Annotated in this window: 17 protein-coding genes; 7 read left to right on the forward strand and 10 right to left on the reverse strand. The window is 33.4% G+C overall.

Going from position 1 to position 20,222, the window contains the following annotated elements:
• Complete coding sequence (cysS, locus tag PL77_RS02975; protein ID WP_044201486.1) at window positions 1-1,506, reverse strand: cysteine--tRNA ligase; 1,506 nt, start codon at window positions 1,504-1,506, stop codon at window positions 1-3.
• Window positions 1,507-1,785: 279 nt separating this feature from the next.
• Here cysS and PL77_RS02980 point away from each other — a divergent pair, with 279 nt between their 5' ends.
• The 3 genes from PL77_RS02980 (at window position 1,786) to PL77_RS02990 (ending at window position 5,840) form a co-directional block, all read left to right on the forward strand.
• Window positions 1,786-2,481, forward strand: a complete 696-nt coding sequence (locus tag PL77_RS02980) for a diphthine--ammonia ligase (protein WP_044201489.1) — start codon at window positions 1,786-1,788, stop codon at window positions 2,479-2,481.
• Between the two features lie 107 nt (window positions 2,482-2,588).
• Complete coding sequence (locus PL77_RS02985; protein WP_156152224.1) at window positions 2,589-3,167, forward strand: hypothetical protein; 579 nt, start codon at window positions 2,589-2,591, stop codon at window positions 3,165-3,167.
• Window positions 3,168-3,170: 3 nt separating this feature from the next.
• The gene (locus tag PL77_RS02990; protein WP_044201494.1) at window positions 3,171-5,840 is read left to right on the forward strand and encodes a DEAD/DEAH box helicase family protein; all 2,670 of its coding nucleotides are present in this window, start codon (window positions 3,171-3,173) and stop codon (window positions 5,838-5,840) included.
• 1 nt (window position 5,841) lies between these two features.
• On the opposite strand, the gene PL77_RS02995 is transcribed toward PL77_RS02990, so the two are convergent.
• Together PL77_RS02995 and PL77_RS03000 are read right to left on the reverse strand one after the other, a co-directional pair.
• On the reverse strand, window positions 5,842-6,708 hold the full coding sequence (locus tag PL77_RS02995) for an NmrA family NAD(P)-binding protein (protein ID WP_044201496.1): 867 nt from the start codon (window positions 6,706-6,708) through the stop codon (window positions 5,842-5,844).
• 202 nt (window positions 6,709-6,910) lie between these two features.
• A complete protein-coding gene (locus PL77_RS03000) occupies window positions 6,911-9,844 on the reverse strand; it encodes an FAD-binding and (Fe-S)-binding domain-containing protein (RefSeq protein WP_044201498.1) in 2,934 nt (977 codons plus the stop codon).
• A gap of 366 nt (window positions 9,845-10,210) precedes the next feature.
• On the opposite strand from PL77_RS03000, the gene PL77_RS03005 reads away from it, so the two are divergent.
• Window positions 10,211-10,765: a hypothetical protein gene (locus PL77_RS03005; RefSeq protein ID WP_044201500.1), complete on the forward strand. Its 555-nt coding sequence runs from the start codon at window positions 10,211-10,213 to the stop codon at window positions 10,763-10,765.
• Window positions 10,766-10,811: 46 nt separating this feature from the next.
• On the opposite strand, the gene PL77_RS03010 is transcribed toward PL77_RS03005, so the two are convergent.
• A complete protein-coding gene (locus PL77_RS03010) occupies window positions 10,812-11,756 on the reverse strand; it encodes a hydrogen peroxide-inducible genes activator (RefSeq protein ID WP_044201502.1) in 945 nt (314 codons plus the stop codon).
• A 298-nt stretch (window positions 11,757-12,054) separates the two neighbouring features.
• Between PL77_RS03010 and PL77_RS03015 the strand changes: the two genes are divergently transcribed.
• The 3 genes from PL77_RS03015 (at window position 12,055) to PL77_RS03025 (ending at window position 13,902) form a co-directional block, all read left to right on the forward strand.
• Complete coding sequence (locus PL77_RS03015) at window positions 12,055-12,465, forward strand: 6-carboxytetrahydropterin synthase (RefSeq protein ID WP_044201505.1); 411 nt, start codon at window positions 12,055-12,057, stop codon at window positions 12,463-12,465.
• Window positions 12,425-13,141 carry a GTP cyclohydrolase I FolE gene (folE, locus tag PL77_RS03020; RefSeq protein WP_044201507.1) on the forward strand — a complete coding sequence of 239 codons (717 nt, stop codon included), beginning with the start codon at window positions 12,425-12,427 and terminating at the stop codon, window positions 13,139-13,141. Before PL77_RS03015 ends, folE begins: the two co-directional genes overlap by 41 nt.
• A gap of 218 nt (window positions 13,142-13,359) precedes the next feature.
• Window positions 13,360-13,902 carry a hypothetical protein gene (locus tag PL77_RS03025; RefSeq protein ID WP_044201510.1) on the forward strand — a complete coding sequence of 181 codons (543 nt, stop codon included), beginning with the start codon at window positions 13,360-13,362 and terminating at the stop codon, window positions 13,900-13,902.
• An 84-nt stretch (window positions 13,903-13,986) separates the two neighbouring features.
• On the opposite strand, the gene PL77_RS03030 is transcribed toward PL77_RS03025, so the two are convergent.
• The 6 genes from PL77_RS03030 to PL77_RS03055 all read right to left on the reverse strand — a co-directional run bounded on the left by PL77_RS03030 (window position 13,987) and on the right by PL77_RS03055 (window position 19,591).
• Window positions 13,987-14,349 (reverse strand): T9SS type A sorting domain-containing protein, encoded by a 363-nt coding sequence (locus PL77_RS03030; protein ID WP_044201512.1) that lies wholly within the window; start codon window positions 14,347-14,349, stop codon window positions 13,987-13,989.
• Between the two features lie 102 nt (window positions 14,350-14,451).
• Window positions 14,452-15,765: a T9SS type A sorting domain-containing protein gene (locus tag PL77_RS03035; RefSeq protein WP_044201514.1), complete on the reverse strand. Its 1,314-nt coding sequence runs from the start codon at window positions 15,763-15,765 to the stop codon at window positions 14,452-14,454.
• A 335-nt stretch (window positions 15,766-16,100) separates the two neighbouring features.
• On the reverse strand, window positions 16,101-16,796 hold the full coding sequence (gene radC / locus PL77_RS03040; RefSeq protein WP_044201517.1) for a DNA repair protein RadC: 696 nt from the start codon (window positions 16,794-16,796) through the stop codon (window positions 16,101-16,103).
• 147 nt (window positions 16,797-16,943) lie between these two features.
• Complete coding sequence (locus PL77_RS03045; RefSeq protein ID WP_044201519.1) at window positions 16,944-17,558, reverse strand: hypothetical protein; 615 nt, start codon at window positions 17,556-17,558, stop codon at window positions 16,944-16,946.
• A 579-nt stretch (window positions 17,559-18,137) separates the two neighbouring features.
• On the reverse strand, window positions 18,138-18,695 hold the full coding sequence (locus PL77_RS03050) for a YdcF family protein (RefSeq protein WP_052444125.1): 558 nt from the start codon (window positions 18,693-18,695) through the stop codon (window positions 18,138-18,140).
• Window positions 18,696-18,976: 281 nt separating this feature from the next.
• The gene (locus PL77_RS03055; RefSeq protein ID WP_044201521.1) at window positions 18,977-19,591 is read right to left on the reverse strand and encodes a hypothetical protein; all 615 of its coding nucleotides are present in this window, start codon (window positions 19,589-19,591) and stop codon (window positions 18,977-18,979) included.
• Window positions 19,592-20,222: the final 631 nt, after the last annotated feature.

Raw genomic sequence — 20,222 nt, forward strand, 5'->3', positions numbered from 1 at the left:
CTAAGCTTCATCATAAGCCCATTCTACACCGGCTTTGGTATCTTTTACCACCACACCCATGTCTTTTAATTGAGCTCTGATAGCATCTACTTTATCATAATCTCTAACTTCTTTTGCAGAAGAGTAATCTTTGATGATATAATCTAAAGCTTGGAAGAAGTGATCAGGTGTTTCTTCTTTCAGACCTAAAACGTCCTCAATGAAAGTGATATAGTTTGAAATCATATCATTGAAAGCTTTTTCACCTAATTGAGCAGCAGGAATATTGCCACCATGAACGGCATTGATCTTTTTCAATAAGTTGAAAATACCCGCCATTGCTACCGCCGTATTGAAGTCGTCGTTCATACCTCTGTAGATAGAGTTGACAATACTTTCAATATTTTTAGCTTGTTTTTCATTGACTTCAATGCTGTCGTCAGTTTTGTATTCCATACTTTTCGCTAAACGAAGACCGTTCATCACTTTTCTATACCCTTTTCTTGCCGCTTTTAAAGCTTCATTAGAGAAGTCTAATGTACTTCTGTATTGTGCTTGAAGAATAAAGAAACGGATAGTCATCGGTGAGTAAGCCTCTTCTAACAATTCATGTTTGCCTTCAAATAACTCTTCTAAAGTGATAAAGTTACCTAAAGATTTACCCATCTTCTGACCATTGATCGTAATCAAGTTGTTGTGTAACCAGTATTTAGCCGGTTCTACATGATTACAAGCATTTGACTGTGCAATTTCTGCTTCATGATGAGGGAATTTCAAGTCCATACCACCACCGTGAATATCAAAATGATCACCTAAGTATTTTCTTGACATTGCAGAACATTCAAGGTGCCACCCTGGGAAACCATCAGACCATGGAGAGTTCCAACGCATGATATGTTCAGGCTCCGCTTTTTTCCAAAGTGCAAAATCTACTTGGTTTTTCTTATCGCTAACACCATCCAAGTTACGAGTACCCTCTAGCATTTCATCGATATTTCTACCCGATAAAGCACCATATTCTTTGTCCTCATTGTATTTTACAACGTCAAAATATACCGAACCATTGGACTCATAAGCATATCCTGATTCTATGATTTTTTGGATCATTTCAATTTGCTCAATGATATGACCCGTAGCACGAGGCTCGATACTCGGAGGTAATACATTCAATGAATTCATGTCATTGTGGTAACGGTCAGTATAATACTGTACCACTTCCATGGGTTCAATTTGCTCTAACTTTGCTTTTTTGGCAATTTTATCTTCTCCTTCATCAGCATCACCTACAAGGTGTCCAACGTCAGTGATATTACGCACATAACGTACTTTATAATCTTGATGCTTTAAGTATCTAAAAATAACATCAAAAGTAATTGCGGGTCTAGCATGCCCCAAATGAGCATCACCATATACTGTAGGACCACATACGTACATTCCAACAAAAGGAGGATTAATTGCTTGGAACAATTCTTTTTTACGTGATAACGTATTGTATACTTTCAGTTGTTTTCTTAAATCTGGTTGCATGAGCGCAATTTTTATTTTAAACCTTAAGGGACATCAAAATGTAAACTTCTCCTGCCTTTAAAAGAGAAAAATACACACCAATCCTTTATTAGGAAATTTGTTTTGAAATGTAATTAATTGGATAGGGGTAATTGAATTTATACGGGGATGCATAAATTTAAACATTGACAATCAACAACATCGTAGGATGGTGATCTTTATCGGGGCGATATTTAAAATACTTTTCATAAATTACCTTCAATTGATAGTCAAAAGTAATAAAATAAAGTTTAGAAATAAATGAAAAAAGCATTATTTCAATGGAGCGGGGGGAAAGATTCTTCATTTGCACTATTTATGGCTTTAAAAGAATGGGAAATCAAAGGATTATTGACTTCACTTTCTGCCGAGTACAAGAGAATCAGTATGCACGGTGTACGTGAAGAACTGTTAGACCTACAAGCAGCATCAATTGGCATTCCATTATACAAAATGTTTCTAGAAGAAGATACAACTTATGATACTTATGACCGAGAACTAGCAAAAAGTCTATCACCATTTGTAGAAGAGGGTATTAAGGACTTGGTTTTAGGAGATATTTTCTTGGAAGACCTTAGACAATATCGTGAAGAAAAAATGGCAAAAGTAGGGTTGAAATGTCATTTCCCACTTTGGGGTGGAGATACACATCAGCTCTTCAAGGAGTTTGTACAGGCAGGATTCAAAGCTATTGTTGTAGCAGTGAATGACAGCGTCGGTGAGCGATTCAATGGTAGAGTATTGGATATGGATTTTTACAATGACCTTCCAGAAGGTGTGGATCCATGTGGTGAAAATGGAGAGTTCCATACTTTTGTGTATGATGGGCCTATTTTCTCTGAGCCTGTTGACTTCAAAATTGGAGAAAAGACCATTAGAGAATATAATTATAAAGATGCAGATGGAAACGATATCAATTCAAAGGTGCACTTCTGCGATTTAGAACTTGCTAAATAAGAGCAGGTACTTTTATAAAAAAGGTTATTTAAAGAAAGAATGCTTTGCAAAACACTTAAATTAGGTGTTTGTAGAGCATTTTTTTATTAAAGTACATTATAGTTTTCATGTTGAAAATTCGCCATATTTTATTGTTTCTCAGTTTATGGATGGGAGCCTGCCAATCGTCTTCTATTGATTCAAGAGCCATAGAGCAGGAGATTTTATCTTTAGAGACTATTGAAAAAAGAGAACGTTACCTACTCAAAGTATTGGAAGATGATCAAAAAGTACGTGATGCTGCTACTTTTCATAAAGTTGTGTCAACTTATGGGACTGATTCTCCTGAATATCGAGAGCTAGGTGATAAAATTCTGAAGGTGGACCAGGTAAATCGTTATAAAATAGATTTCTTTATTCGCCAGTATGGTTTTCCTGCACCCGATTCCTTTAGTTTAATGGCAAGAAAGAGCCCTTTTTTTGTGTACCAACATATCACTGATATTGAAGAAAGAAATGAGAAGTTACCGACTTTACTTGTAGCTTATCAAAAGGGGAATTTAGATATTGATTTACTTAATGTCTTCTTGGGAAGAACCTATTACCTTAAATTCAATAAAAACCTTGTGATGGAAAATCCATATACACCTGAGCAAGAATTAAAGCAACTCGTCAATGCATTAGGCTTGACCAATAAACTACTGTAACAAATGAATGAGGTTGTCAATTATCACCTTAATACTTTTCCAGAAAAAATTACTTTTAAATACTCTTGGAGAAATTATCAGAAAAGAGTTTTAGACGAATTATCAACACATCTTACAGATGAACATTTACACGTTATAGCACCTCCCGGATCAGGAAAAACAGTTTTGGGGCTACAGGTAATGCTGGAGATTAATCAACCTACTTTAATATTAACCCCTACAATAGCGATACGAAACCAATGGATTCAACGCTTTTGTGATCTTTTTCTACAAACATCTACAACTCCCAATTGGATTTCGAACAATATTAAAGAACCTCAATTTCTTACCGTATCAACCTATCATGCTTTACATGCTTTATGTGTTAAGGATGATGAGGTAGATGAAGCAATAGTAGATGAAGATTACTTTAAAGATTTAAATTTTGGTACTGTTATTTTAGATGAGGCACATCACCTGAAAAATGCTTGGTGGCAAACCTTAATGGCCTTAAAAACAAAGCTTCAGCCTAAAGTGGTAGGGTTAACGGCTACACCACCTTATGATGTTTCTTTTACAGAGTGGGAGAGGTATGTTCAATTAAATGGCCCCATTGATACAGAAATTAGTGTGCCTGAGTTGGTCAAAGAACAAAACTTATGTCCTCATCAAGATTATATTCATTTTTCCTATCCCATTCAAAGCGAACTTTCCTTCATTTATAATCAAAGGGAAAGTATAAAAATGATCACTGATAAAATTGCAGCAGATGCGTTTTTAGTGGATTATTTATTGAGTTACCCAGCGATCGAAAATCCAGAACAGCATTTGGATTGGATTTACGATCATATAGAAATTTATTCTTCCATTTTAATTTATCTGTCAGGGAATCAACAAGAATTGACAGACTTTCATTTTAAGATAACTGGAAATAAACAGAGAAAGATACCTCCTTTGGATAAGCAGTGGTTAGAGGTGCTCTTTAACTATTTAATTTTTGAGGAAAAGAAAAGTAATAAAGAGTTCTCTAAGCACATTCAAACCGTAGAGAAGTTCATTCGAATGCATGGAGGTATTGTCGGGAGAAAAGTGGTGCTGGAAAATGATCAAGAAATTGCTCAATATCTGAAAAACAGTACTGGAAAAATCGAGAGTATTTTATCTATCGCTCAGTTTGAACATAATAGCTTAGGTGAGCGTCTTAGGATGGTGGTTTTGAGTGATTACATCCGAAAAGAATATTTAAATGAAGAAATTGAAATCAATAAATTAGGTGTTGTTCCCATTTTTGAGCACTTAAGAAGAAACTTAAACTCAGCTGCTAAATTATGTGTACTGACTGGTTCTTTGATTATACTTCCAACATCGGTAATGCCTGTATTGACAGAAGTGCTTCATCATCGTGGTCTTCAACTTTCAACAACATCACTCCCTTATGATGCAGCTTATGTTGTGATTCATTTGTCGGAAAAATTAAAGCATGAGATTGTAGAAGTAGTAACACAATTATTTGAAGAAGGACATTTTAATATTGTAGTAGGGACAAAAGCTTTATTAGGGGAAGGTTGGGATGCACCTTGTATTAATTCTTTGATTTTGGCAAGTGTAGTAGGTTCTTATGTGTTGTCGAATCAGATGAGAGGAAGGGCCATCAGAACATCACAAACAGATCGTGAGAAAACGAGCAATATTTGGCATTTGGTGTCTGTTGATCCTACTAGAGGTGACGGTGGAGAGGATTTGAAGGTTTTAAAAAGGAGGTTTAGAGCTTTTGTAGGTATTTCTGAAAGAGAGCAAAAAACGATTGAAAATGGAATTTTGAGAATGGAAATTCCTCATCAGTTTACAGAGGAAACAGCACAACTACTCAATAAGAGAATGTTCCAATCAGCAGGAGAAAGAGATCTGCTGTCATTACAATGGAACGAGGCTATTCAAAATGGTGTTGAAATCACTGAAGAAATTAAAATTCCATTTGATAGAGAGGAAAAGAATTTTCATAGGCAGAAAAAGTGGTATTACAGAGCTTCTATGGGGTATCTTCTGTTAGAAGTAGGTCAGCTATTTATGCTTCACCTAATGGATTTTTATGAAATAGCAGAAGGTTTTCTTTATGCGGAGGATAGAAATGAACTTTTGATGATTCTCTGTCTAGTAGATATTGGAGGACTATTTTATTTCGGAAAAAAACTATTGAAAACCATAAAGATTTACTTAAAATACCGAGATGTGACGAAAGATCTACAGCAAATTGGAAATGCTCTTTTACGCTCTTTGATTCAAACGAAAATCTTTTACTCTAAATCTGAGGAACTATCTGTAAAAACGTTTGTCAATGATTATGGGGAGGCATTTTGCTATTTAGAAGGAGGAAGTAGTTTTGAGAAAAACACTTTCGTAAATGCATTGGAAGAAATAATTAATCCCATTCAAAACCCTAGGTATATTGTGGAGCGAGCACACCAACTTTGGGCATTCTTTACTCAAAAAGATTACCATGCAGTACCCGAACAATTAGGAAAGAAAAAGAAAACGGCAACAATTTTCCATAAGTATTGGAATAAATATGTTAATGAGTCAGAGTTGTATTTTACAAGAAATATTGAGGGACGAAAACGATTACTGAAGTTTAGATTCAATTCTTTGTCTTCGGAATTGTCTGAAAAGGCAGAAAGAGTGAGCAGATGGAAATAAATTAGGCTTTATTGGCGGGTAATAAATCAGGAATATGTCTCATAATGAATTCGATGAGCCTTGTTGGCTTTTTACCCGTAATTTTTTCATAATTAGGATAAATCTCTTGTTTGTTATCTAGATTTTCAAGAAACATAAAAACAAGTAAAATACTGATTTCTCTGTATTGAAGACCTTTTCTTTTCAAAGAGAGGATAAACTCTATTAGAGTGGAATTATAAACGACATCTTTTGGAAGAGATGCCGTAAGTTTAGCTGTCACCTCCATAAAGTTTTTATTCTCATTGCCCATCAAAGGGATCGTTTGATTTTTATATTCATCAAACTTATAGATTAAATTAACGATAGCATCGCCTGCATTTCGTGCATCTATCCAATTGAACTTTTTACTCAAATGTGGAATGGCGATTTTTTGATCCTCTTGTATTTCCTTTTTGAAAAAAGTAGTCAAATTTTGCATGAAATAAGTAGCCTGCACAATGATGTAATCCATACCACTCTTACGTACAATTTTCTCTACTTTATGATGGGGAAGGATAAAACTGTATCGACCTCTATAAACAGAGGAGAAAATAACTTCGGATATACCAGAGGATTTACAAGTCTCCAGAAAGGTGCGGTAGGAGTGCTCAAAATGTGGTACATTTCGAGGTATTATCAAAAAGACAGTATCTATATCGACTAAAGCTTCTTGAAATGTCGAGCTATCATTAAAATCAAGATAACGGTACTCTGCGTCCTGTTGAGGTAAATTGGGATCATGTCTTTGTCCAACTACAATTTTTGTTTGCGTATGACGAGAAAGATAACGAAAAACTTCTTTTCCGATAATACTGTTTAAACCAGTTATTAATACCTTTTTCTTCATTTTAGTTGAATAAATACATCAATCAATGACAAAAATAGAGAGTCTTGTATAAAAATCGTAATTCATTAACCGATATAAACACCTTCTTTAAAAACATTCGGAAAATAGTGTTTGTCATTGAGAGGTAGAAAGTTGTTTATTGATTTTCAGTTTTCTATATAAAAAGGAGAGCAAATATTTATCTACCCTCCCTTTTGTAATACTATTTTAAAGCATTCAATAAAATCTCAACAGGGTGCAAGGCATCTCTTTCTGTACCATCTTTAATTTGATGTCTACAACTTGTACCTGCTGCTGCAATAATTACATCGTCATCCAGCTTTCGGATAGTAGGGAATAATACTAATTCTCCAACATCCATAGAAACTTTATAGTGCTCTTTTTCATAACCAAATGAACCGGCCATACCACAACATCCTGATGGGATGATCTGTACTTTGTAGTTTTTAGGTAAGCCCAACATCTGCTTTCCTGTCACTTGAGTACCTGTTGCTTTTTGCTGACAGTGCGTATGAAGTTTTACTAACTTCTCTTCCTCTGTAAACTGATCTGAAGTGATTTTACCTGCTTTGATTTCTCTAGCAATAAACTCATCAATCATCAATGCATTTTTTGCCAAGTTGGCAGCATCTTCTTTTTGATGTGCGTGCACCAAGTCTGGGTATTCATCACGGAAAGCCATAATAGTAGAAGGTTCAATACCTATAAGCGGAGTTTCCTCAGAAATATAAGTTTTCAACATGTCCACGTTTTGACATGCTAAATCTTTTGCTTCTTCCACAAAACCTTTTGATAAGAAAGTTCTCCCACTCTCTACGTGAGGTTGCCACTCAACTTCATAACCCAACTTCTCCAATAAAGTAATGGTTTTTAAACCAATAGGAGTGTCGTTGTAGTTGGTGAACTCATCACAGAAAATATATACTTTACCTTTTGTCGCTTTCTTAGGTGTATATTTTTTCAACCAACTCTTGAAAGTATGTTTGTGCACTTTCGGAATTGATCTTTCAGGAGCAAAACCAGTGATTGATTTGAAAATACCTCCTGTCAATGGGTTGCTTGTCATCCAGTTAAACAAGCCGGGTGTAAGCATTGCCATTTGAGTTAAACGAGGGAAGTAGGCAATCATTTTAGCACGCAATGGAGCTCCATTCGCTTTGTAGTATTGCTGTAAGAATTCTGCCTTTAGCTTTGCAATATCTACGTTAGAAGGACACTCTGATTTACAACCTTTACATGATAGACAAAGGTCCATCACTTCATAAATCTCATCGTGATTGAAACGGTTGATTGTATAAGGAGCTCTTAAATATTCTCTTAGAATGTTGGCTCTGGCACGAGTGGTATTTTTCTCGTTTCTAGTTGCCATATAAGAAGGGCACATTGTTCCACCTGTAACTTCCGTTTTTCTACAAGCACCAGCACCGTTACAGAATTCAGCCGCTCTGATGATACCTTGAGAAGCACTGAAGTCTAATGTTGTCTTAATTTCTGGTGTTTCAATGCCTGGCATAAAACGAAGACTCTCATCCATTGGAGGAGTATCAACAATTTTATTAGGATTGAAAACGTTATGAGGGTCCCAAGATCTTTTGGTAGCTTCAATCAGCTTAAAGTTCTTTGAACCGACCATATATTCAATAAATTCACCTCTTAGACGACCATCTCCATGCTCTCCACTTAGTGAACCTCTGTATTTCTTCACAAGTTTGGCAATTTCATCGGCAATGACCTTAAACATTTTATTACCGTCTTGGGTCTTTAAGTCCAACACCGGTCTAAGGTGTAACTCTCCTGATCCTGCATGTGCATAATGCACGCAGAAAAGGTCATACTTTTTCAAGATTTCATTGAAATCTGCAATGTATGCCGGAAGATCTTCTACGTCTACCGCTGTATCTTCGATAACAGGAGCAGCTTTAGGGTCACCTGGTACATTAGACAGCAGTCCAAGTCCAGCTTTACGCAAGTTCCAAACTCTTTTTACATCTTCTCCTTCTACCAGTTTGAAGAAATGTCCCATACCTGCCTCCTTGTAAGCAGCCTCTAATGCTGCAGCATCTGCACGCATTTCTTCCACAGTATCTCTTGCTATTTCTGTCACTAACACTGCTGCAGGATCTCCCTCTAAGAAGAACCTATTCTGACGGTGTTCGATACTGTTTTTAGTACAATCCAATATATATTTATCCATTAATTCAACCGCAGTAGGGTTGAATTTTAATGAAATAAGGTTGGCTTTTAAAGATTCATCAATTGAATCAAATTGTGCACATAACACTCCTTTGTATTTTGGAGGGGTAGGATTACAATGCATTTTGATTTCAGTAATGAAAATTAATGTTCCTTCAGATCCAGCAATTAACTCACAAAAGTTAAAAGGTTTTCCTTCTGGATTGAAAGGTTGCATCAAGGCTAGTAAATCAATAGCATAGCCTGTATTTCTTCTAGGAATAGAAGGTTTAGGGAACTCTTTGGCAATTTCAGCTCTCACTTCTTCAGGGAGAAGCATTTCTTTAACCTCTTTGTACAATCTACCTTCTAGATTGTCTTGTTGAGTTTTTGCTTCGAATTCTTCTGGAGTAACAGCTTTAAAAACAGCTTCAGATCCATCACTCAAGAAGCCTCTTACTTCGATAAGGTGATCTCTAGCAGATCCATACTGTACTGAGTTAGAGCCACATGAGTTGTTTCCTACCATACCTCCAACCATTGCTCTATTGGCTGTAGAGGTTTCTGGACCGTAAAACAAGTCAAAGTCTTTAAGGTGTTTGTTCAGTTCATCACGTATTACACCAGGTTGTAGCCTTACCCAGCCTTCCTCTTTGTTGACTTCAAGAATTTGAGTGAAAGTTCTTGAAACATCCACAACAATACCATGACCAACAACTTGTCCAGCTAATGATGTACCTGCAGTTCTTGGAATTAGAGATGTGTTATGTTGGTTAGCAAATGTGATAAGCGTTTTGATGTCTTCCTCATCTTTTGGAAAAGCGACAGCCAAAGGAAGTTCACGGTATGCGGAGGCGTCTGTGGCATACAGTGTTTTCATTACATCATCATAATGTAATTCTCCTTTAAGTTCTTGACTTAAACGCTGAAGTAGTGCCTTTCCTATGTTCACTTTTGCTGTCATAATCTAATATTTTGAAAGTTTGAAACACAAAACAGATTCTTTGAACCTATTTTACTTAAAAGTTGTTAGTTCCCTTTGTTTAATTTTTTAAACCAAAATTGTTCAATTGAGCTAATTAAGAGAGTTCTTTAAAATAAATGTTACTTTTGAACTCATGCTTGATTGCAAATATAATATTCATAGATGAATTATGTTCAATAAAATAGATTTAGTATTTTGTAAAAAGGAATAGGATATTTCCTATATTTGGCATTATTTTTTCATTTTTTGCTTTGTAAGTAAAATTTATGAAGAAACTCTAGCGTTGTTAAAACAGTATATTATATAATAAAGGACTTTTTTTAATCTTAAGTTTTAAATTTTTAGATGAACTTGATACAAAACATATTTGCTAGCTTATTGATGTTTTCCATTTTATGGTTAATCACCCCTGCTATGTCTTATGCACAGTATTATGATGATTCTGAAATGCTAGAAGACCCATTGGTAAAGCCTCAAATTTGGAAACAGCTAAAAGAGCGTCCTCAAGATGAATATTTGTGGGCCAAATACTTTGGTAAAGACCTTTTTGATATTACACCTGAAGAATATCAGATGTATGAAGTATTGAAATCAGATTTGATGAATTCTGATAAAAGCTACTTAGAGGAGGTAGAAAAAGCAAAGTTGGAGCGAAAAATGGCACAACAAACTTTTTCTCAAAGTGATTATGATCAATGGACCAAGAACATCAGTTTAAATTTTGGCCAAATTGAAGTTTACTTTACAGAACGCTTCTCCGCAATGGGAAGTGAGTATGTATCTTATTACGAATTATATCCCAACGAAGATTATAACCTTACCAAATGGGTAGACGAACATGAAGCCCGATTGAAAGAGTTAGAAGAGTTAAAAGCAATCAACGAAGGGAATTACAAATAAAAAAATGCTGATTATTTCAAAGTGTAAATAATCAGCATTTTTATTTTTATCTCCATTCTACAACATGACCTCTATCTCTGGTCAGTAGTTGTTCCGGTATATTTTCTTTAATGCTTTCAGAGAGCACTTTGATAAGGCCTGCTTTTGCATAATTCCTTGCATAAATTAGACTTACTTCTCGCATTGGTCTTTCATCAACAAAAGTTCTAATTCGATCTTTAGCATCCTCAGGCAATTCATCTACCGCCAACTCTGGAAGTAATGTAAAACCTCCTTCTTTATCCACCAAACGAATCAATGTCTCTAATGATCCACTTTCATAAGAAATAGGAAGAGTACTATTCATCTTATTCGTGCTTTGATACGAACATAGGTTGATTACTTGATCTCTAAAACAATGTCCTGCACTCAAAAGCCATATATCAGGAGAAGTCAGATCAGCAATATTAACTTCTAATTGTTGTTCAAACTTGTAGTCAGGGTTCGTATAAACTACAATATCTTCATAGAAAAGAGGCTCTTCAGTGATGCCAGGCTCATGAATTGGGGTTACTAACAAACCAACATCAATCACATCATCATTGATCGCCTTAATGATTTGTTCTGATTGAAGTTCCTTGATGTTTAATTGTAAGTGAGGAAATTTTCTTGAAATAGAGCCAACAAAAAGTGGAATTAAGTAAGGAGCTAATGTTGGAATAATACCAATTTTAAGGTCACCGCTGACCTCACCTTTATAATCCAGAATTAGGTCATTTACTTTTTGTGCTTCCTTTAATACAATCTTACCTTGATCAATTATTTTTCGACCAACATCAGTAGGGATAATAGGTTGTTTTCCTCTGTCAAAAATAATGACATCGAGCTGTTCTTCTAGCTTTTTGATTTGCATACTCAAAGTCGGTTGAGTTACAAAACAAGCGTCTGCTGCAGCTGAAAAACTTTGATGCTGTTCAACTGCAATTATATATTCAAGTTGTGTAATTGTCATCTGTTTATTGTTTAGTCAAAAATACCAACTTCCTTTCAAATTGAGATAAAGATTTTGAACTTTGATAAAACAAATAATTATTTTTTTAGTTAATAAATGCAGAACAAGAAAGAATAAAGATGCATTTTTAGTTCGTTAAAGTTTGTTTGAAATTGTTTAAACATAATATGTGATAATGAGTTTAAACTATTTTAGAATGTTTTTAGATAATAGCTTCATCTCTCGTAACTTTGTGAATTGAAATTTGGTACGTATTTTTCATTTAGCAAACTTCTATTATGAAGCACTACAGTAAAAGATGAAAGTAACAGTATCACGAAAAGCACATTTTAATGCGGCTCACAGGTTGCACAACGAACAACTCTCCGACGAAGAAAACCGAAGAATGTTTGGCAAATGCAATAATGCGTATTATCATGGCCACAATTATAATCTCACCGTAAAAGTCACGGGTGAGATTGATCCAATCTCTGGATATGTAATTGATATGAAAATATTGAAAGACATTATTCAGGAACATGTGTTGGATTACTTAGATCATAAAAATTTAAATGAAGAGGTAAAAGAGTTTTCTTCTTTAAATCCAACTGCAGAAAATATTTGTGTAGTAATCTGGAATATTCTTAGAGATCAGTTAGATGACAAATTTGCCTTAAAAATTATTTTGTATGAAACAGAACGGAATTTCGTGGAATACCCTTCAGCCTAAAGAAGTGGAGATTTACAACGAAAATATAATAGATGAAATAGGTGATAATCATATTGGTACATCTCATGATACACCTATGAAAGAAGGGGCATTTGACCTTTCTGATGAGGAAAAAGTGAAAAAGATTTCTTCTCGTTTTAGAGAAATTATGGATATTTTAGGTTTAGACTTAACAGATGACAGCCTTAGCGGTACACCTGACAGAGTCGCTAAAATGTATGTGAAAGAAATTTTTAGTGGCTTAAACCCCAAAAACCGTCCAGATATTAAGCTGTTCGACAACAAGTACAAGTACGATGAAATGTTGATTGAGAAAAACATTCATTTTTACTCGAATTGCGAACATCACTTTGTGCCAATCATTGGTTTTGCACACGTAGCTTATATTTCAAATGGAAAAGTAATTGGTTTATCTAAAATCAATAGAATAGTCCAACACTATGCTAAAAGACCTCAAGTACAAGAACGTTTAACAGTTCAAATTGCAGAGGATTTAAAGAAAACTTTAGGAACCGAAGATGTTGCCGTTTTAATTGACGCAAAACATTTGTGTGTTTCAATGAGAGGTATTGAAGATACATACAGTGCTACTATTACATCTCACTTTGGTGGGAAATTCAAAGAAGAGGCTACTAGAAAAGAATTCTTGGATTTAATTCCTAAGTCTTCAGAGTAGCTTTATCATTGTAGCTATTACTTATAAAAATTACGCAGGAGGTTACTTTATATTTTAAGGTAACCTCTTTTGATTTACGGCTTTTCCTTTTATTTTTAATAAGAGCAAAAGTATTTTTTGTTCCAGAACCCAAATTAAGTACTAAGTCAAAAATAAATCATAGTTTATTTAGAATTTGTACTTATATACTTCTCTCACCAAAGCAAAAATCAAATATAATGAGACATAAACTACTCTTCATTTTTACCTTTTTACTTCTATCAAATTTATCAAATGCCCAAATTCATTTTGGAATTGGTGGTGGAGGATCTTCGGGAGTAGGGGACTTGTCACCTTTTTCTAGTGCCGGTTTTTCCGCCTATATTGAGTTAAGTTATAATGTAAATGATAGGTTTGACGCAGTGCTTGTAGGACATGTCAATGGTTTGGCTGCAGTGCCTTTTGATATTTCATTGTCTCAAGCATGGTATCAAATTCCTATACTCATAGAAGGAAGGTATTATTTTAATTCAAAAGAGGGAGAAACAACTTTTCATCCTTATGTACAAGGAGGTATTGGTGCCGTGAGGTCTTATTATTTAAGATCAAAAAGTCACAATTTAGACCCGGAAGTGCTAGACAAGTTTTGGAATTTTGGAGCGAGAGTAGGTGTAGGTACTTTAATTTCAATCTTTAATGTACAATTGAACTATAATTATGGTGGAAGTTATAATGGTAATACATTGACTGTGATGGATTTATCACTAGGGCTGCGTTTTTAATATAGAGCTATAAGTTTAGTATATAAAAAAGAAGCACGCATCTTCACATGAAAATGCGTGCTTCTTTTTTATTGTATGTAAAATCTAAACTCCGAAATGGTTGATGACCATTTTTTTTGTATAGATACTTTTTCCATTTTCCTCAATGACAAGCATATAAGTACCAGTTGGCATTAAGCTTACGTCAAAGCTAGAAACTTGATGGCTAATGGCGTTCTTGTTATCGATCACTGTCGAAAGGCCGCTTTCAAGATTTACTAACTTATAAGTAACATCAGTATACTCATTGTTTTTAAAATCAATATGAAATTGAGTATTGGCAGGGATTGGATATACATTAATAGGTTCTTTTTCAGATTTGCTATCTTCATTGATTGAATTAGCATTAGATGCAAAACCCATTAATAATAATACAAATACAAATAAAATGTTTTTTAAATTCTTCATAAGTAAATCCCTTATTAATCAGAAAACTAGAGTATTACTTTAGTTTACGGGAATACAGGAAAAAGTTAATCATCATTTTATTTTATTCACAAAAAGTATCTATTACTTATTTTCCTCTTCTTCTACCAATATAGCCTGACTGTTTCTGATATTACCCTTACTGTTGGTAGAATGAATAATGACGTTTCCAGTGTAAATGAGCATATCATTGAGTGTTACTTTTAGGATGTAAGCACCGGCAGGGTAGTGGTGTACATCAAAAATAGCCTTATTTCCTTCAATTTTTGGTTTGATATCCCATATCGACTCATTTTCAGTATGATGAAGTTTAATATCGATACGGTCATCTTCTTGCGCTTGGAAATCAATCTTTAAATAATAATTCGTAGGGTTAGGATATACTTTTTCAATGCCAAATTCCTCCTTGTCAGAATGATTGGCTAATAGTTGTCTACACCAGATAAATTCTTCACCATTTTGCTGCACTGTTCTTAATCGATAAAACGTGTTTTTATCTTTGTCAAATGTAGCATCTTGTAGTTCATATGGGTTTTCAGAGACTGATTTACCATTAGCATTGACTCTACCCAATTCAGTGAAATTTTCTCCATCATTTGACTTCTCAATGATAAAGTGACTTGAATTCCGTTCAGATGATGTCTCCCAGTAAACAAAAGTAATGTCGTTCTCCACCTCTATATCAAAGTACTCCAATATGGTAGGTAGTTTTAAATGGTAAGCTGTAATTTGACTACAAAACTCCCCATTTCCCTGACATTCAGATGTTGTGATTTTTGTTAAATCACCCAATATATTTTCTCTGTATTTATTTTTTACAACTAAATCACTTTGAATATGAATCTTGGCGTTGTCGCCTATTTGTAGCTGTGCTTTTTTATCTAAAAAGTGAATATTGAGATAAGTAGAAGAAATATGTCCTTTCAATTCAGCGATATAATTGTCAATCTTTAAGAATATCTCATGTGCATCAATACTACCTATTTCTCTGACGGAAAATTCACCGTCAGACGCACTTATTATGGCTTTTTGAACCTTAAGCTTTCCTTCTATTACCAAAGAACACTTGGGGTTGATGGTGAGTGTGTTGGTAATGAAAATACTGCCATGATTCGTAATGACGAATTCGGCACCATTTGAAACATCAATTGCCCCCACCACTAACTTTTCAACATCTAAGTTGAAGTCAATGATAAAGGATTTATTTTTTACGAGTATGATACTTTCTTCAGAAGGGACAACTTTTGGTGACCAGTTATTGGGATTTTCCCATTGTTCAATACTCGTATACCTTTCCAATTCGGGTTTGATACTCGTATAAGAATGAATTAATGGCGTAGCAAAAGTAGTAGTTGTTATACTAAAAATTAAAATAAAAAGAGTAGAGACTGATTTCATGATTCTGGCTTAGTTTAAAAAAAAACTAATAGTTACTTTTTGTTGATTCAATATCGATTTGGATACATAAGTACGACATCAAAAATAGTTCATTATTGATTCTTAATTATTTTTTTATGAAAATAAATACGACATAGGGTTTAACGGTGATATTATTTAGATCTTTTCGAAGTTAATAATCAAAAAAATAGTAAGAAACAGTGTAATGTGATTTTGATTTTGTGCTTACCTATATTAAAATACTCAATATTTTTATTAAAAAGTTAATAGATTATCAGAACCTTATTAAAATGATATTGAAAATTAAATATGTGCAATGCTCATCCTCTCAAAGGTTAAAGGATACCTTCATCCGCAAAGCTGAAATAGTTATCATTGGCAAAAATGATATGATCTAACAACGGAATTTCTAAAAACTGCCCTCCTTCTTTAATCTTCTTGGTCATCGAAATATCTGCTTGACTTGGTTTAATTTGACCTGAAGGGTGATTATGAACTATTATTATTGAACAACCTTGATGGGATAAAGCTTTCTGGAAAATAATTTTTGGATCGGCTACTGTTCCGGTCATTCCTCCCATGCTCACCTTCTCAATATTTTTAATGTGATTGGATCTTGTAAGAATAATAACCCATAACTCTTCATGATTGAGGTCTAATAAATAAGGAGTAATAAAACTGTAAATATCCTTGGAGCATGTAATCCGAGTTCTTTCCTTCTTTTTAGTTTCTTTTCTTCGTCTCCCCAATTCCAAAGCAGCGATAATGCTTATCGCTTTTGCATCTCCTATGCCATTGATACTCTTTAAGTCTTCAATACTAAATTGAGCCAAAGCATTTAAGTCGTTATTTCCTTTATTAAGAAGTAGTTGAGCAACTTCTATGGCTGAAAGTTTTTTTGATCCTGAACCTAATAAGATCGCGATGAGTTCTGCATCTGAAAGGGTATGCCTTCCTTTAAGTTGTAATTTTTCTCTAGGTCTATCTTCTTCAGCGAGGTGCTTGATCGTTAGCTTTTCTTCTTGTATCATAATTAGTAATAGTTAGTGTGATGAATCAATTAAGAGTTGCTAATATAAAACAAAAGAGGTTATCATTTATATGATAACCTCTCCCAGTATGAAATGAAATGAAATAAATTATTACTTATATTTTTAATCTAATTTTGATATCTCTAATTATAGGATTGAGAATGAATCTGAGTAAGATACTCCGTCAATGATTAATTCTGCAGTGTATGTTCCTGTAGGTAATGTTGAAAGGTCAAAACGTTTTACGTTTTTCGCTCCAGCTACAAATCTTGAATTGTAAACTATATCTCCGTCAGTAGTGTATAATTTCACTTTAACGAAACCTTCAACGTCTTTACCTAAAATGATATTTAGGTTTTCTTTCGCTACAGAAATTTTGAATTTTTGGTTTGAAGAAGCCAATTGGTAATTCATCATAACAGCTGTATTTGAAGGTGTTACAAAAAATTCTCTAACTAACATTTTATCTTCAAAATTCATTTTGAATGTATATTTTCCTTCAGGTAAACTTTTGAAATTAATATCTTCTTTCACTTTTCCTGAAGCTATAACTCTTTTTGATGTATATACTTTACCAGAAGCATCTTCAATTGTAAAGTTAATTTCTTCGCCTTCTAAATTTTGGAAAATAATTGAAGCTGATGTTCCATCTTCTGAAGCTTTGAAGAAATATGAAATTCCATTAAATGGTAAGTAGTAATCTTTAGCTGATAAACTAAGGGTAACTAATAATGCAGCAAATAAGGTAGTGATCTTTTTCATAGTATGTATTATTTAATTTATGTTTTTTCTGTTTTGATTACATTACAAAGGTGATTGATTATTTTCTTTTGTCAAAATCAAAATCGTCAAAATTAATTAAGTGTATTTGTGTATTTTAATATTTAAAAGTTTTGTATTAGATACGCTTAATACATTTTTTGTCATTAAGTGTAAGTTGATCCTTGTACAACGTTGGGAGGATATGGATTAATGGGGAAGTATGTTTGTAAAGTGTATCACGGTACACTTCTAAATATTTCTTCAAATAAAAAAATGTTAAAAATTATTGTTAATATTTAGTTCATATATAATGCTGTTTACCTGTATGTAAATAATTGAAAACTAAATATTTACGCAGTATTAAAGCTGCTTTTTAGCAGGTTTTAATTTTTCACTTTCATCATATTATAAACCAATAGAGAGAATGACCGAAACTTATTGAAATAAGTATTGTAAAGCAGGTTTTTGATCAGATTTTACGAATCTGATATGAATCGATAGAATGCAAGAAATACTGATGTTAGTGTGTCGAAATTCTAAAATGAAGATAGAATAGGTAACAAAAAAAATAGTCTAAACTCAATACCCAATAAGGTATTTATAGAAACCGAAGAATTCCCTAAATAATGAATAAAAATCCCTCCATTCAAAATAGTTTGGACTGGCTGCTGAAATATTCTCAATCCCCACTTTTTTAAATGCTAATTTACATCTTGTGATGTGGCTAAACTGAGAAACAACAACTACAGATTTACTGTTTGGAACTAATTTCTTAAAATTAACAGCAGTGAGCCAAGTCGTATTTCCAAAATCATCAATGATGATATCTTGTTGAGGTACTCCTTTTTGAATAAGATATTCAGCCATTTTCTGGGCTTCATAATGTCCTTCTTTACCTAATCCACCACTTACTACTATTTTTTGCACAAGCCTTTTGGTATAAATTTCGAATCCTTTGTCTACTCTAGCTTGTAACCTCTGAGAGAGTGTACCATTTTCATTTACCTTGTTTCCTAATATCACCGCAAACTCTGATGTGCGGGGTTGTGCACTGATTCCATCCACTATGATGAATACCTCGTGAATAATAAACCAGAAAAATGATAACAAAGTGATGATTTTAAAATAGCCTAACATGTATATAGGAAGTCGTATTTTAGTTTGTAAGTACAGTACTTTAGTTTTGAAACTTAGGTCTGTTCGATATTAAATATAAAGGATTAACCTCTTATTCTAAAAGCGATTCCAATAAATGGATAAAGTAAAGAGAATTCTTTTGTATAGTTTTCAGTCAAGTGTTTTACAATCGAATAGTACAAACAAAAAAAGAGGTTGCCACTGAATGACAACCTCTCCCAGAAAGTATGAAATGAAATAAATTATTACTTATATTTTATAAACTAATCTTTATGTCTTGATTATAAGATTGAAAATGAATCAGAGTAAGAAACTCCGTCAATAATCAATTCTGTAATATATGTACCTTGCGGTAATTTAGAAAGGTCGAAACGTTTGATGTTTTGAGCACCAGCCATGAATTTACTATTGTAAACTGTTTCACCTTTGTCTGTGAATAATTTAATTTTCACAAACCCTTCAACACTTTTACCTAAAATGATATTTAAGTGTTCGTCGATTACTGAAGTTCTAAATTTTTGAGTTGAAGATGCTAAATGGTAATTCATCATTACTGCACTTTTAGATTCAGTAACGTAAAAATCTCTTACTAGCAAATTGTCTTCAAAAATCATTTTAAAAGTATATTTTCCTTCAGGTAAACTCTTAAAATTGATATTTTCTTTTACTTTTCCAGAAGCAATAACTGTTTTATCAATATAAACATTACCAGCTTCGTCTGATAAAGTAAAATTAATTTCTTCACCTTCTAAGTTTTCAAAAATTAATGAAGCAGATGTTCCATCTGCAGAAGCTTTAAAGAAATATGAGATGCCGTTAAATGGTAAATAATATTCTTTTGCTGTTAAACTAAATGATACTATTAATGCCGCGAATAAAATTGTAAACTTTTTCATAGTATATGTATTAATGTTTCTTTATTTCTGTTTTGATTACATCACAAAGGTGTGTGATTATTATCTATTGTCAAAATGTGAATAGTCAAAATTTATAAAGTGTAAAAATGCTATTTTATATTATAAAGTTTTGTATGAGATACACTTAATACTTTATTATTCATTAAGTGTAAGTTGATCCTAGAACATCATAAGGAGGATATTTATAATGCAGTAACTTTGTTTGTAAAGTGTATCAGCATACACTTAAAGAGAAAAAAATGAATAAAAAAATGTTAAAATTTTTCATTTACATTTTGTTTACATTTTTACGGTAACTTATTCATTTTGAAGGCTTAGCTGATAATGGGATTCGGCATTTTAAATCACTACTGATTTAAAAAGTATTATACAGTATTTGAAAGTTAAAACAGTGGGTTTGAATAAATAGCAAAATCATTACTAATTACACTGTAAACTTAATTTCCGTTAATTAATATTACTCCTTTTATGAAGGATTAATGGTAGTGTATTGTGGTTCGCGAGGACGTTGCAATGCAACGTCCCTACAGAACTGCTGTTTAGAAAATTATCATAAAACCTTTGTCTTTTAACATGTAATTAGACCATCATTTAGTAGTATCTCCCTCGG

This window comes from Flammeovirga sp. OC4 (assembly GCF_000812565.1).
Lineage (GTDB): Bacteria > Bacteroidota > Bacteroidia > Cytophagales > Flammeovirgaceae > Flammeovirga.

Excerpts from the sequence above, each read along its gene's own strand:
- cysS (WP_044201486.1), bottom strand. The coding sequence starts at position 1,506 with ATGCAACCAGATTTAAGAAAACAACTGAAAGTATACAATACGTTATCA.
- PL77_RS02980 (WP_044201489.1), top strand. The coding sequence starts at position 1,786 with ATGAAAAAAGCATTATTTCAATGGAGCGGGGGGAAAGATTCTTCATTT.
- PL77_RS02985 (WP_156152224.1), top strand. The coding sequence starts at position 2,589 with ATGTTGAAAATTCGCCATATTTTATTGTTTCTCAGTTTATGGATGGGA.
- PL77_RS02990 (WP_044201494.1), top strand. The coding sequence starts at position 3,171 with ATGAATGAGGTTGTCAATTATCACCTTAATACTTTTCCAGAAAAAATT.
- PL77_RS02995 (WP_044201496.1), bottom strand. The coding sequence starts at position 6,708 with ATGAAGAAAAAGGTATTAATAACTGGTTTAAACAGTATTATCGGAAAA.
- PL77_RS03000 (WP_044201498.1), bottom strand. The coding sequence starts at position 9,844 with ATGACAGCAAAAGTGAACATAGGAAAGGCACTACTTCAGCGTTTAAGT.
- PL77_RS03005 (WP_044201500.1), top strand. The coding sequence starts at position 10,211 with ATGAACTTGATACAAAACATATTTGCTAGCTTATTGATGTTTTCCATT.
- PL77_RS03010 (WP_044201502.1), bottom strand. The coding sequence starts at position 11,756 with ATGACAATTACACAACTTGAATATATAATTGCAGTTGAACAGCATCAA.
- PL77_RS03015 (WP_044201505.1), top strand. The coding sequence starts at position 12,055 with ATGAAAGTAACAGTATCACGAAAAGCACATTTTAATGCGGCTCACAGG.
- folE (WP_044201507.1), top strand. The coding sequence starts at position 12,425 with ATGAAACAGAACGGAATTTCGTGGAATACCCTTCAGCCTAAAGAAGTG.
- PL77_RS03025 (WP_044201510.1), top strand. The coding sequence starts at position 13,360 with ATGAGACATAAACTACTCTTCATTTTTACCTTTTTACTTCTATCAAAT.
- PL77_RS03030 (WP_044201512.1), bottom strand. The coding sequence starts at position 14,349 with ATGAAGAATTTAAAAAACATTTTATTTGTATTTGTATTATTATTAATG.
- PL77_RS03035 (WP_044201514.1), bottom strand. The coding sequence starts at position 15,765 with ATGAAATCAGTCTCTACTCTTTTTATTTTAATTTTTAGTATAACAACT.
- radC (WP_044201517.1), bottom strand. The coding sequence starts at position 16,796 with ATGATACAAGAAGAAAAGCTAACGATCAAGCACCTCGCTGAAGAAGAT.
- PL77_RS03045 (WP_044201519.1), bottom strand. The coding sequence starts at position 17,558 with ATGAAAAAGATCACTACCTTATTTGCTGCATTATTAGTTACCCTTAGT.
- PL77_RS03050 (WP_052444125.1), bottom strand. The coding sequence starts at position 18,695 with ATGTTAGGCTATTTTAAAATCATCACTTTGTTATCATTTTTCTGGTTT.
- PL77_RS03055 (WP_044201521.1), bottom strand. The coding sequence starts at position 19,591 with ATGAAAAAGTTTACAATTTTATTCGCGGCATTAATAGTATCATTTAGT.